This is a genomic window from Chitinophaga polysaccharea (assembly GCF_007829335.1).
Lineage (GTDB): Bacteria > Bacteroidota > Bacteroidia > Chitinophagales > Chitinophagaceae > Chitinophaga > Chitinophaga polysaccharea_B.
The window spans coordinates 248,619-262,029 of the sequence record NZ_VIWO01000007.1 but is presented as its reverse complement, the minus strand read 5'-3'; the positions used below and the strand labels follow the sequence as shown (position 1 = coordinate 262,029).

Here is a 13,411-nt window from a genome sequence, read left to right as displayed (position 1 = left end):
GTACATCTTTTTCACCGGTCATGTTCAGCATACAACAACAGCGCATGGATGTTTATGAAGACGACAATCATATTTATTGGGAGCGCCTGAGAAAAGGCGACAAACAGGCGTTGTTCGCGTTGTATAATAACACCTATTCACATTTGCTGCGATTTGGATTGAAAATGGGGAGCAACGATGAACTGGTAAAAGATTGTATTACCCAGTTGTTCCTGCAGCTATGGACCAAGCAGGCTACACTGCCACCGGTAACAAATGTGCAGGGCTATCTGTTTACCGCCCTGAAGCGGCAACTACTCGATCAGTTGGCCTACCAGGCTAAGATCCATGCGGCTATTCACCGGATGACCGATAAGGAAGCGGAGAATGAGCTGTCGTACGAAGAAATGATTATCCGCAGCCAACAGGACGAAGAAATCAAGCACCGCCTGCAACAGGCACTGAAAGCGTTAACTCCCCGGCAGATAGAGCTGGTAAGGCTGAAATTTTTTGAAGGAATGACCTACGAGCAAATTGCCGCCCAGACATCGCAAACCGTGAAAACGGCCTATAATACGATCTATGATGCCATCAAGACGTTAAGAAAAGTGCTGAAATAAACAGCACTCTTTCTCTCTCCCAAAAAAATATTGAAGAATACTTAGGAAAAAAGCTGCTTTATGCCGTCTGTATATCCAAAGGCATTACCTACATGAATTTCCAGGATTACGAAGCCATCGATTTTGCTTGCGATGAATCTTTCCAGCGCTATTGCCTGGAAGAGCAGGAGGCAGATATGCAGTTTTGGGAAAACTGGATCATCCGGCATCCTGAAAAAAGCGCTGCTGTAGCCGAAGCCCGCCATATGGTGATCTTGCTATCGGCTGGCCAGGGCAATCGCCTGGAGCAGCTAAAGCACCTGGAAGATGGGATTGCACGCTATGAGTTACTGCATCAGGCATTGTTGGAAGAAACTGCCCCTGTAACAATACGCCAGTCCCGGCGTGTATGGCCATATGCCGCCATGATCGGAGGGATACTTGTGCTGGCTGCCGGCGTATTATTTTTTTTACGGCATCAGTCCGGCCCTGCTGAAAAGGCCACCGCTATCGTGGCTGGCGGCGAGCCGCGGAAAACGGTGGTATTGCCCGATGGCTCTGCAATCGTTTTACGGCAAAACAGCGCCATACAACTGGCGCCAGGATTTAATCACAGCAACAGGAGCCTCACCCTTACCGGTGAAGCCTTTTTCGATGTTACCCAAAATGCACGGTTTCCCTTTATTGTACATACCGCTGCACTCGATATCAAAGTGCTGGGCACTGTTTTTAATGTCAGCGCTTATACAGGTAGCGGACAAACAGCCACCGCCCTGTTTAAAGGAAAGATAGAGGTAACGCTGGCCGGTAAACCCGCACAGAAAATAGTATTAGCACCTAATCAGAAATTAACAACCAATACAACCACTCCTCTTACAGTAGCGCCATTGGATGCAGACCCGGTAAATCACAAAGCCAGGGAAATTGCCTGGGTAAGAAACCGGCTGGAAATAGAGAATGAACCGCTGGAACAAATCGCTGCCAAATTGGAAAAATGGTATGGCATCCGGGTCGTATTTGCCGACGATACCGTGAAGCAGTACCGCTATTCAGGGACTTTCGAGAGTGAAACAATCATAAAAGCGTTGGACGCGCTGCAATTATCGTATCCATTTAATTTTAAAATGCTCAACGGAGAAATTATTATCAGTAAGTAAACGATATATCAACCAAAAATAAAAAAGGGGAAGTGCTGGAACACTTCCCCCGGACTTAGGTCAGAAAAATGTCGGATTTGATCATTTACTAAACCAACATCAAAGGTATGTTAAAACTTGTATTCCTGGAGTGGAGGGGAAAACCTGTTCCCACCGGCAAACTGCTGCTAACTATGAAATTGACAGTCTTTCTTTTTTTAATCTGCCTGCAGGTACAAGCCACTTGTTCCGCACAGGAAACCATTACCCTGCAGGCAAAAGAAACCAGTATCAGGCAACTGCTGAAAACACTGGAACATCAAACCGCCTACCGGTTTGTGTTTCATGATAAAACACTGCCCGCCGATAAAAAGGTCGCCGTTTTTGCCAAAGAGGCTACCCTGGATGCGGTAATGGCCCAGGCGCTCGCCGGTACAGGACTGGCCTACCGGCTCAAGGAAGACGGGCTGGTGGTGATTTACGCCGATGCAGCCGCTAAGGCGGCAGTGGACATTGCCATCCATGGAACCGTGCGGGGAACAGATAATCTTCCGCTCCCCGGTGTTACCGTAAGAGCAACCGGCACTACCATCGGTACCCTCACGCATACCGACGGTACCTATACCCTGAATGTACCCGACAACGCTAAATCGCTCCAGTTCTCCCTGGTAGGCTATGTAAGCCAACAGGTAGATATTGACCAGCGATCCGAAATAAATGTGAAGCTCATTGAAGATATCAAAACCCTGAATGCGGTAACGGTTACTGGCTATACGAACTATGCCCGGGATAAATCTACCGCCGCTTCCGGCGTAGTGGGCGCCGATAAAATTACCCAGGTACCTATGGCCAGCTTCGACCAGATCCTGCAGGGACGCGTGCCCGGCATGGTGGTATCTGCCGGCTCCGGCCAGCCCGGCGCCAGTGCTAAAGTAACCATCAGGGGCGTTGGTACTATCAATGGCAGCTCCGCTGCCCTCTACGTAATGGATGGAATCCCCATCGAATCCGGCCAATTCCAGGGTATTAACCCCGAAGATATTGCCTCCGTTACGGTACTGAAAGACGCATCCGCCAAAGCCCTGTACGGATCCCGCGGCTCCAACGGCGTGATCGTAATCACTACCAAAAAAGGCCAATCCGGTAAAGTGGGCATCGCGTATAAGTCGCAATACGGTTTTTCCAACATGACCACCCCCAAATACCAGATGATGAATTCGGCCGAAGTGCTGCAGTTCCAGGAAGAAGTAGGCCTGGAAACCGGCGAAAGTAATGGCCCCGGCTGGGATTATTCTCCCAAAAATCCTGACTATGCCACCAAAACCCCACAAGAACAACAGCAAGCCAACCACATCCTCGATAGCCTCAGAGGCATGAACACCAACTGGAGAAAAATATTCCTGCAAACAGGTAAGTTCCAGGAACATCAGTTAAGCGCCAGCGGCGGCAATGATAACGTGAGATTTTATAGCTCTGTGAATTATTTCGATCAACAGGGTATCGCCCGGCGGTCGGGACTCAGACGCTATAGCCTGAAAAATAACGTAGACTTTAATGCCGGCAGATTAACCGCCAATATTAACATCGGGCTCGCCTACTCCGAGTCCTCCTTTATCCGGCGGGAAGGCTCCAGCAACGGCGATAACACCTTGTCCGCCGTCTACTATGCCATGCCCTACGAATATCCCTACGCGCCCGATGGTACACTCATGACCCGGTACAACCGCGACAAATATCCCACATTGGACCCCCGTGAAGGCAGCCGTGCGCTGGAAGCTATGTTGAATACCTCCAGCAAAGAAAATCAGCTGAAAAGTATTATCGGTACATCGCTGAATTACCAACTGGCAAAAGGACTGGTGGCGAAAACGCGACTGGGATTGGACTTCAGGGAAACTGTTGCTGAACAATATGTCAATCCCGATTCTTACTCCGGCTATAAAATTGACAACGGTTCCAAAGGCAGCTTCGGCGAAGGCACTACCCGCAACTTCACCCTGGTAAGTACTTCAGGACTTACCTGGTCTAAAATAATTAACAAAATGCATGACTTCGAAGTATCCGGATACTTCGAGTTTACAAAAAATAACTACCGTTCTTTCGATTATACCGGTTACGACCTCGATGGCCGCCTGCCGGCTACACCGGCTGCCATTACCCCAGGTTCGCCCTACACGCCGTTGCTGCATGGCGGCCGTACACAAAGTGCATTGGCATCGTATATTGCAGTAGGCCGTTATACCTTCAACGAAAAATATACCGTCAACGCCAGCTACCGGCGTGATGGCGCTTCCACCGTGCCGATCAACAACCGCTGGCATGGTTTCTATTCCTTTGGCCTGGGTTGGGAAGTGAAGAAGGAAAATTTCCTGGCAGATAACAACTTTATCAATAACCTGCGCTTCCGTGCCAGCTACGGTACTTCCGCGAATCCATTTTCCGGGCTCGGACCATTCGCCTATTTCCGTACCTATAAAACAGACCAGTACGGTGGCATCCCTGCTATTGTCCCTGCGCAACCCGGTAACCCGGCCTACGACTGGGAGTATGCCAAAGAACTTAACGTAGGCTTCGATCTCGGTGTATGGAATAACCGCATCCGCCTCGTTACCGATGTATATAATAAAGTAACCAACAACCTGTTTGTAGATCAACCGATGTCCATCACCTCAGGCTTCTACAGCATGTTCCTGAACTCAGGCGCCATGCGCAACAGGGGGATAGAAGTGGATATCCAGGGAGATGTGATCCGCCGTAAAGACTTTACCTGGAGTGTAGGCGCCAATTTTGCCTATAATAAAAATGTGATCACCGACCTGGGTGGCGCAGGCGAATTTACCCAGGGTCTTTCCCAGATTGTAAGAGTAGGATTACCCTACGGTTCCCACTACGCGCCTAAATGGGCCGGCGTAGATCCCGAAACCGGTGATCCGCAATACTACGATCGCCAGGGTAAGAAAACTTCCAACTACAACGAAACAGCACTGAGCGTAGCAGAATTTGGTACCTATATTCCCCCCTTTACGGGTGGTTTCAATACGTCGCTTAACTGGAAAGGATTTTATGCCAACGCCCTGTTTACGTTTGCGGATAAAGCCATGCGTTACCTGAACGAAGACTATTACAACGAAAATCCTTCTTTCGCCAGCAGCAATCAATCGAAGCGTATGTTGTACGACCGCTGGAAAAAGCCCGGTGATCACGCCATCCTGCCCAGGATCACTGCTGCGCGGAACTACTCTTCGAAAGATATCCAGGACGCTTCTTATATCCGTTTAAGGAATGTGAACATCGGGTATAACTTCCCGAAACAATTATTAACGCATTTGAAATTTGTACAGGGTATACAAGTATTTGCGCAGGCGCAAAACCTCTATACCTGGACCAAATGGAAAAGCTTTGATCCGGAAAATAATACTGGGGAAGGCATGTTTGACTATCCCAGTGCTCGGACCTACACCTTTGGCCTGAATGTTAATTTCTAAAATCAGCAACTATGATGTTTCGTCATTTAAAATATATCGCACTACTGCTGCCGTTCGTTTTATTTTCCTGCAACAAGCAGCTGGACCTGCAACCTACCGACTCCATTATTGACCCGGAAAGAACCTTCCGCAATGTGGCCGACCTCAATGGCGGACTGCTGGGCGCTTATACGCAGCTTACCTATAATACAATCTATAGCGTTTCGCTGGTAACAGATGAATGTATGTTGCCCAATGAAAACAACCTGGGAAGAGGCATTGCCACTTACCGCTGGCAAATAGACCCGGGTACCACTACCATTACCGGTTCTTTTGGAGAATATTACATTACACTGGATCGCGTGAACCGGGTGCTGGCCGCTATTAACCGCGTGCCCGCCAAAGGCGATGATATTGCCCTGAAAGACAAATACCGTGGCGAAGGACTGGCACTGCGCGCCTATTGCCATTTCCAGCTGTTACAGAGTTATGCAGAAGCATACGACCCGGCCGCCATGGGCGTGCCCCTGATGGATACTTCCATCAACAGTTTCCCCGCCCGTAATACTTTTGGAGAAGTGATGGCAGGTATAGAAAAAGACCTGCAGCTGGCCAGTACACTGATTCCTGCCGATGCAGACGATAATACCAGGATTACCCGTACCGGTGTTGCCGCCATCCGTGCCCGCGTAGCACTGTACCAGAAAAAATGGGAGGATGCCATCACCTATGCCACGGAAGCCATTGATGCCCTGCCATTGGCTACTGCCAGCGAATTTCCCGGTATCTGGAAAGATACCAAATCGGCCGAGGTGATCTGGAAACTGAAACAGGTAGCCGGCGCAGATGACCCGGTAGGCGCTATCTATTATGATGGCGACATCGTGTATTATGCACCTTCCTTTGAACTGATTAACCTGTTTGACAAGAATAATGACGTGCGTTATCCTGCTTACATCCTGTATGATGATACCCGCGGCGATGGCACCTCAAAATATATCGTGAACAAGTATTTCGGCCCTGCTGGTAATCCTGGCCTGGCTGATATCAAGTTGTTCAGGACCGGGGAAATGTACCTGATCCGTGCCGAAGCGCTGGCGGAAAAAAATAAAGTGACCGACGGCGCCGCTGATCTCAACGCCCTGCGGGCTGCCCGTATCAATGGTTACACGCCGGAGGCATTTGCCGGAAAAGATGCCCTGATCAACGCTATTTATACCGAACGTTTCAAAGAACTGGCCTTCGAGGGACAACGATTGTTTGACCTCAGAAGAAGAAATCTTTCTGTAACCAGGAACCCGGAAGATGCCATCAATGCGCAAGGCAAAGTATTGCTGAAGCCCGGCGACAAGGGATATGTTTTCCCTATTCCTGACGCAGAAACCAAAGCCAACAAAAACATGAAACAAAACCCGGGCTACTAGTCTTCCGGGTTACGGTAAAACCATAACAACGATCAGATGAAAATAAATCAGCTCTTTTTTCCGCTTATAACGGCAACGGCTACCTGTTTTTCCGCCTGCTATCAATCTGCCCCCAAAATGCCCGTTATTCCCGGGCGTCCTGCGTCCATCGGTTTTATTGGCGATACGGCTGATGTTTCCACGCCAGTGAAAGGCGGCGTGGTGTTGATTGGTGGTGGAGGTAATGTAGACGGCGCTTTTCAATGGATGCTATCGCGCAGTGGCGGTGGAGATGTAGTGGTACTCACTGCTTCCGGCAATGGCGGCTATAACGCAGATATCGATTCGCTGGGGAAGGTTAACTCAGTGGAAACCCTGAACATTACCAATCGGGAGTTGGCCAACAACGACACGGTGGCGTACCTTATCCGCCATGCAGAGATGCTGTTTATTGCCGGTGGCGATCAGTCGAGATATATGCAGCAATGGAGAGGTACCAAAGTAGATGCAGCCATTAATTACCTGCTGCAGGAAAAGAAAGTGCCGGTAGGCGGCACCAGCGCTGGCTGCGCTATTTTGAGCGGTTGGTATTACAGCGGAGAAGGAGGAAGTGCCGTATCCAATGCGGTACTCGCCAACCCATATGATTCACTCGTAAAGCTGTACAACAACGACTTTCTCCACGCACCATACCTGCAGCAGGTAATCAGCGACCAGCACTACCTGAAACGTCACCGCGAAGGCAGACATGTTACCTTTATGAGCCGTATTATAAAAGACAATGCTGTTTTCCCGCGCGGTATTGCACCTGACGAGAAAACGGCGGTATGTATCGATGAAAACGGGATGGCCACGGTATATGGCGTAAGCAAAGCCTGTTTTATTATGACAGATAGTCTTAAAAAACCAGAACTTTGTGAGAAGGGTCACCCGTTGGAATGGAACCATGCCGGGCAGGCATTGAAAGTGTATGAAATTCCTGCTTCGGCCAGTGGCAACGGCAGCTTTTCCGTAGCCGACTTCGACCCGGCCAAAGCCAGCGGCGGTAGCTGGTATTGGTGGTGGGTGGAAAAAGGGCAACTGAAGAAAAAAGCAATTTGATGATTTCTAATAAAGTTTGATATGAAAGCACGGTTTAGTTATTTGTTTTTCCTGGTATCCTGGATATCGTTTTTAACGCCGGCTATGGCGCAGGAAAAAATGCCTTCTTATGTATTGGTGATCCATGGTGGAGCTGGTACTATCCTGAAAAAGAATATGACGCCGGAGAAAGAAGCTGCTTATAAAGCTTCCCTGAAGAAAGCCCTGGAAACGGGCTACCGGGTACTGCAATCAGGCGCCAGCAGTCTCGATGCGGTAGAAGCTACGGTAAAAGTACTGGAAGACGACTCCCTCTTCAACGCCGGTAAAGGTGCTGTATTTACACACGATGGCCGGAATGAGCTGGATGCTGCTATCATGAACGGTAAAACTAAAGCTGCCGGTGCAGTAGCGGGTGTTACCACCGTGCGCAACCCCATCACCGCCGCCCGCGCTGTGATGGAAAAATCAGAGCACGTGATGCTGGTAGGCCCCGGTGCTGATAAGTTTGCCAAAGAAGCAGGACTGGTCATAGTAGATCCTTCCTACTTCAGAACAGAAACGCGCTGGAACGACCTGCAAAGGGCCTTGAAAGATGATTCTATTGCGGCACTTAAAACGCACGTATCGAATAGCCCCGGCAAGCTGGGTATTAAGAACAGGGATTATAAATTCGGTACTGTTGGCGCGGTGGCCCTGGATAAACAGGGTAACCTGGCGGCTGCTACTTCTACCGGAGGTATGACGGATAAAAAATTCGGTCGCATCGGCGATTCGCCCATTATTGGCGCGGGTACCTACGCCAATAACGAAACTGCTGCTATCTCCTGTACCGGCTGGGGCGAATTTTATATTCGTAATGTAGTAGCGTACGATTTATCTGCCCTGATGGAGTATAAAGGCTATACGGTGCAACAGGCGGGCAAAACAGTGATTAAAAAAGTAGGCGATATGGGTGGCGATGGCGGCCTGATTGCGCTCGATAAAAAAGGTAATATGACCATGTCTTTCAATACAGAAGGCATGTACCGCGGTAGTGTTACCAAAGACGGTAAAATAGAAGTCTTTATTTATAAAGATTAATAAACAATATAAACGGATGCAGGTAACATTACTTACCTGTATCCGTTTATATCTTATCACTTCATGGGGCCTTTTTCGGCATCATCTTCTTCCGGAAATGTAGGATTGATATCTTCGTCGGTAATATGCTCTTCTTCCAGCAAATCATCTATTTGTTCATCTTCCATTTCTTCTTCTTCCAACTCATCCGAATGGTCGGCCGCTGACCGTGATTGCTCATCCTGGTTGCCTTTGGGCGGTACGGGTTGCTGCTGGTTCAGCACCACATCATCCGGCTGCAGGTCATTGTCCCGCAGTGGACCAGGTGTTTCAGGTACTTTTTGCATAGCGTTTTTATAGAATCAGCTCCAAACACTACACCATGTAGAAGTGATTGATTTACAACTGATCAGTATTTTACGAGTGCGTAAAGAAATACACAACACCGGCGATTTATTTCACCAGGTGCTTTAATATTTCTTCTTTGCGTTGGCGGGAAACAGGCACCAGGCTACCATCTTCCATAAAAGCAGCTCTTTTGATAATTTTTATACATTTGATACTTATGAACCAGCAACTAGTCGCATCCATTAGATATCTGATCCGCTTGTCGGAAGAGGAAGAACAAATGTTACCTGATTTCGTTAAACGGGTTACGCTGAAGAAAAACGAATACTTCCTGCAGGAAGGAAAGGTAGCCACCCGGGTGGCCTTCATAGAACAGGGGCTGGTCAGGTATTTAACGAACCATAACGGAGAAGAGGTCACTTTTTATTTTTCCAGCGAAAATGAGTGGGTTGGGCTGCACGAAAGTATGCTCACCCGTACGCCATCTACCAAAAGTATTATCGCGGTGGAACCCACTATTTTATGGACCATTTCTGCGGAAGATTTGCAGCGCCTGTACGACACTTTCCGGGAGGGTGATCGCATGGGGCGGCTCATCATAGAAGACGTATTTATCAGGTCGGCGAAGCAAATTACCTCCCTTTATACGGGAACACCGGAGCAACGGTACCACGAGTTTTTTGAAATGTTCCAGGCCATACAACATCGTATCCCACAGTATATGATTGCATCTTATATAGGCGTAAAGCCGCAGTCGCTTAGCCGGATCCGGAAAAGGATGGCCAAGGGAATTAATTAACCTGGGTGCATGAAATCCTTCTCTGCCTGACGGAAATTTGTGTTATAAAACTATCAGCTATGACACGTTCAAATTTCTTTAAGTACCTCACTATCTGTTCCGGGTTAATATTGGTATATATCGGTTTAAAATTCCTGTTGCAGCCGGAAGCAGGGGAGATTGGTTTTGGTTTGCATTTCCAGGAAAATGGAGATTACTCTTTTCACTACATCAAAGGTATCCGCGATTTATTTACCGGCATGATCATCGTGCTACTGGCGGCTATGAATGAAAGAAAAGCCCTGATCGTAGTGTTGCTGGTGGGTATCATGATTCCTTTTACAGATATGACGCTGGTATTACAGGCTACACATGGTAATGTAATGACGGCCATGCCGCATATTACGGCGATTGTTTTAACCGCCATTGCTGCCGCCGGAACCTGGTTTTCCGGCCGTAAGGCAATACTGCCGGCCTAATTATTCGTATACGATCTGGCTTTTCCGGAAAATATCTCCCCAGGTTTTGATAAAGGATGGCAGGAGGAAAGATTCCTTTCTTGCAATAAATACCACATGAAATGCCTCCGGTCCCTGCATGACGTAGTAGAGTTGCGATTGTGGCGCCTGTACCGCAGACACCGGGCTTTCTACTTTAAATAACGCCCAGCGGCGTTTGGGGAGATTTTCTTTCGCCAGCAAAGTCACGGTAGCATTGGGGGATTGCTGCAGAGCGGCCCCCGTAAAGCTTTTAATAGCCTGGTCGATACTAGTTACCTGGCCCTGTTCCATCGTCATTTCATTCAGCAGCTGGGTCCAGTTATCCGGGGTTTCATTTTCGGGCAACAACTGGCGGGTGGCCAGGTTATCCACATCCGTATCTATAATGGCCTTCCATTTTTCCGCGGCGGGAAAAGCGATTTTCAGGCGTTCTTTCCGGCTGGCCTTCCCTGTTTTGAATGAAGCGCCCACCTGGTGAAATAATGGCCGGAAATCGGCTGAAAATGGCAATAAGGTAGATGCTGTCAGCAGGTATACCTTGTTATTCGTATAAGACACGAAAATGCTGGCGAAAAAGGTATCGGGTATGTTAGGTTCCTGGTGTATTTCATCCATCCGGAACTGTCGCTTTCCTTTATTGATGATAGTACTGGAATCTACCAGCTTAAAATAAGGGTTGTGACGGGTATAATTCAGCAGTTTTTTTACTTCCGCGTACAGACTGGACCTGGGCGCATCGATAATAGTTACATTGAATTTTTCCGGCATACGCTGCGTACTGTCGGCAGATAACCGCCCTGCCAGGAGTTTTACAGGCGACGGAGCAGGCGCCTGCATTACCTGCCACCCCGCAGGGATACCCACCGAAAAGTTATGTACCGTATCGCGATAGGAGGTTAATTCCTGGCCATGCGAGAAAAAAGGAAGCAGCAGAAAACAGTACCACAATAAGTATTTCATCCCGGTTATTTGGCACAAATAAAACATAATATTTTAAATATTATGTAGTGATATGTGAAAATACGGGTGTCGAAATCCTCGCCAGGCCAGGTGTTTTTACGCGTTTACAGCTGTATTGGCAGGTGGAATAGGTGATGGAGCCACCTTATCGGTGCTGCGCATCAAGGCAAATAAAATAACCATTAACGTAAGCAGTATGATGATCATCCATACCCAGGTGGTGTTGCTCTTCCTCTTGTGATGAATTTCTACGTGTGCCATATCAGTAACGTTTTGGTGTAACAATAAGTTGAACGATACAAAGTTCGTTATAATATGCCACAATCACCATACCAGAGGGGGATAATACTGCTTAAATTTTGAGGGGCTAAATCAGGCTGCTGGCAGCCACCAGGAGCATACCGAGGTAATGTTCTTCTTTTAATTCCCGGCGCAGTACCTGTAACGCCTTGCTCATATGTTTTTCCACTGTTTTTACAGAGATACCCATTTCCTGTGCAATCGCCTTGTAGCCCATATTCCCGTAGTAGCTGAGCATAAAGACCTCTCTGCATTTCTGTGGCAGGATATTAATGCTGCGGGCAATTTTATTTTTCAGCTCATATTGTTCCAGGTGAAGAGGGGGCACCACCTCCTGCTGATGAGCCTGGTGGATGAGTACCCGGTGGTGGTTTTCTTTGAGCAATTGGTTCCGCAGCTGGTTAGATACTTTATATTTTACAGCATTGTTAAGATAACCAACGATATTCACGGCTTCCGGCAATTCATCTCTCCGGGTATATAAACTGATAAATACTTCCTGGATAATATCTTTCACTTGTTCCCGGTCTTTTAATACGCGGAAGGCCTGGTTGCTGAGTACGATCACCAGCTCCCGGTACAGCAACTCAAACGCTTTTGTGTTGCCGCTCCTGGCTGCCTGCCATAAGTCATTGCAAGTATGATGATCAACCGGGTAGATAAGAATATAGTTTTGCGTGCAAAGATATTTACTGGGCCAGGGTTTGTATGTTAAGTTATAGTGAACATTGCTCCAATGTTAACTAAATATGAATTCCGGTTTTTTGAGGAAAATCAGATGGGGGTAAATAGCGGTTGAAGTGATAACTATACAAATACCCATGCTGATGACGCCATCGCGCCTGCAATATTTACTGGAAAAATACCTGGATGGTACCGCTACTGATGCGGAATTGGCAGCGTATAATCAATGGTACGACCAACAGCCCAACCCGGACGGCCACCTGTTTACTGCCGGAGAAGCGGATGACATGTACCGGGTAATTGCCACCGGGATAGGCGCCCGGAAAAAAGTGTATTACCTGCACTGGGTAGCTGCTGCCGCCGCCGCAGTTGTTATCATAGCCCTGGGTATGTGGTGGATTTCAGGGATAACGTCGTCGCCTATACGACCTGTGCTGGCCGAAAAAAAGTCGCCTGTACCCGATACCACCGTGGTACAAAACGTGAAGGCCCAGCCACAGGTACTCAGTTTGCCCGACGGCTCACAGGTAGTACTATATCCCAACGCATCGATACGCTACACCACACCATTTGCTGCTAAAGACAGAACCATCTGGCTGCGCGGAAAAGGATTTTTTAATGTGGTCCGCAACGCCCCATTACCTTTCACCGTTATCAGCGAGGGCATAGCTACCACGGCATTGGGCACTTCCTTTACCATTTACTCGGTGCATCAGGATGTGAAAGTATTGCTCCATACCGGTAAGGTAATGGTAAAGTCCACTGCGCAAACGCGCTACCTGCAACCCGGGCAACAGCTGACCTGTAACATCACTACAGGTATTGCGCATGTGCAGCCGCAGCCAGGCAGGCCTGCTGCAGCGCCGGCCGTTGCTTTCGGATCGCTGCAGGGCTTTGCCGCCACTTTTGATCAAACACCATTGTCCGCCGTGCTGGATTCCATCGCCGCAGGGTATCATATACATATCAGTCGCCAGCCACATGTCTTCGATGATATCGCCTTTTCGGGAATGATCCGGGACACCGACTCGCTGGCACAGGTACTGCATCGCATGGCCATGTTACACGATTTAAAAATAATATCAACAAGTACCGGCTACCGGATAGAGAAAAAGTAA

At 48.3% G+C, this 13,411-nt stretch carries 13 protein-coding genes; 9 read left to right on the top strand and 4 right to left on the bottom strand.

The genetic code is table 11. The annotated features are described in order from the left end of the window. Positions 1-20: 20 nt before the first annotated feature. The 6 genes from FHW36_RS22610 (at position 21) to FHW36_RS22585 (ending at position 8,744) form a co-directional block, all read left to right on the top strand. Positions 21-599, top strand: coding sequence for an RNA polymerase sigma factor (locus tag FHW36_RS22610; RefSeq protein WP_145672302.1), 579 nt, complete (start codon positions 21-23; stop codon positions 597-599). 92 nt (positions 600-691) lie between these two features. Continuing rightward, a complete protein-coding gene (locus FHW36_RS22605; RefSeq protein ID WP_145672300.1) occupies positions 692-1,735 on the top strand; it encodes a FecR domain-containing protein in 1,044 nt (347 codons plus the stop codon). A gap of 107 nt (positions 1,736-1,842) precedes the next feature. Further along, positions 1,843-5,199 carry a SusC/RagA family TonB-linked outer membrane protein gene (locus FHW36_RS22600; protein WP_222429149.1) on the top strand — a complete coding sequence of 1,119 codons (3,357 nt, stop codon included), beginning with the start codon at positions 1,843-1,845 and terminating at the stop codon, positions 5,197-5,199. A gap of 11 nt (positions 5,200-5,210) precedes the next feature. Then, a complete protein-coding gene (locus FHW36_RS22595; RefSeq protein WP_145672298.1) occupies positions 5,211-6,602 on the top strand; it encodes a RagB/SusD family nutrient uptake outer membrane protein in 1,392 nt (463 codons plus the stop codon). Between the two features lie 36 nt (positions 6,603-6,638). After that, positions 6,639-7,682 (top strand): cyanophycinase, encoded by a 1,044-nt coding sequence (locus FHW36_RS22590; protein WP_145672296.1) that lies wholly within the window; start codon positions 6,639-6,641, stop codon positions 7,680-7,682. 21 nt (positions 7,683-7,703) lie between these two features. Further along, positions 7,704-8,744: an isoaspartyl peptidase/L-asparaginase family protein gene (locus tag FHW36_RS22585; protein WP_145672294.1), complete on the top strand. Its 1,041-nt coding sequence runs from the start codon at positions 7,704-7,706 to the stop codon at positions 8,742-8,744. 56 nt (positions 8,745-8,800) lie between these two features. On the opposite strand, the gene FHW36_RS22580 is transcribed toward FHW36_RS22585, so the two are convergent. Then, positions 8,801-9,070 (bottom strand): hypothetical protein, encoded by a 270-nt coding sequence (locus FHW36_RS22580; RefSeq protein ID WP_145672293.1) that lies wholly within the window; start codon positions 9,068-9,070, stop codon positions 8,801-8,803. A gap of 218 nt (positions 9,071-9,288) precedes the next feature. Here FHW36_RS22580 and FHW36_RS22575 point away from each other — a divergent pair, with 218 nt between their 5' ends. Both FHW36_RS22575 and FHW36_RS22570 read left to right on the top strand, forming a co-directional pair. Further along, positions 9,289-9,870: a Crp/Fnr family transcriptional regulator gene (locus tag FHW36_RS22575; RefSeq protein WP_145672292.1), complete on the top strand. Its 582-nt coding sequence runs from the start codon at positions 9,289-9,291 to the stop codon at positions 9,868-9,870. Positions 9,871-9,929: 59 nt separating this feature from the next. After that, positions 9,930-10,328 (top strand): DUF4267 domain-containing protein, encoded by a 399-nt coding sequence (locus tag FHW36_RS22570; protein WP_145672290.1) that lies wholly within the window; start codon positions 9,930-9,932, stop codon positions 10,326-10,328. On the opposite strand, the gene FHW36_RS22565 is transcribed toward FHW36_RS22570, so the two are convergent. The 3 genes from FHW36_RS22565 to FHW36_RS22560 all read right to left on the bottom strand — a co-directional run bounded on the left by FHW36_RS22565 (position 10,329) and on the right by FHW36_RS22560 (position 12,195). Beyond that, on the bottom strand, positions 10,329-11,309 hold the full coding sequence (locus FHW36_RS22565; protein ID WP_145672288.1) for a hypothetical protein: 981 nt from the start codon (positions 11,307-11,309) through the stop codon (positions 10,329-10,331). It lies immediately after the preceding gene. Between the two features lie 96 nt (positions 11,310-11,405). Next, positions 11,406-11,570 carry a hypothetical protein gene (locus FHW36_RS30595; RefSeq protein WP_168741659.1) on the bottom strand — a complete coding sequence of 55 codons (165 nt, stop codon included), beginning with the start codon at positions 11,568-11,570 and terminating at the stop codon, positions 11,406-11,408. Between the two features lie 106 nt (positions 11,571-11,676). After that, positions 11,677-12,195: an RNA polymerase sigma-70 factor gene (locus tag FHW36_RS22560; protein WP_186452564.1), complete on the bottom strand. Its 519-nt coding sequence runs from the start codon at positions 12,193-12,195 to the stop codon at positions 11,677-11,679. A gap of 214 nt (positions 12,196-12,409) precedes the next feature. Between FHW36_RS22560 and FHW36_RS22555 the strand changes: the two genes are divergently transcribed. Continuing rightward, on the top strand, positions 12,410-13,411 hold the full coding sequence (locus tag FHW36_RS22555; protein WP_145672284.1) for a FecR family protein: 1,002 nt from the start codon (positions 12,410-12,412) through the stop codon (positions 13,409-13,411).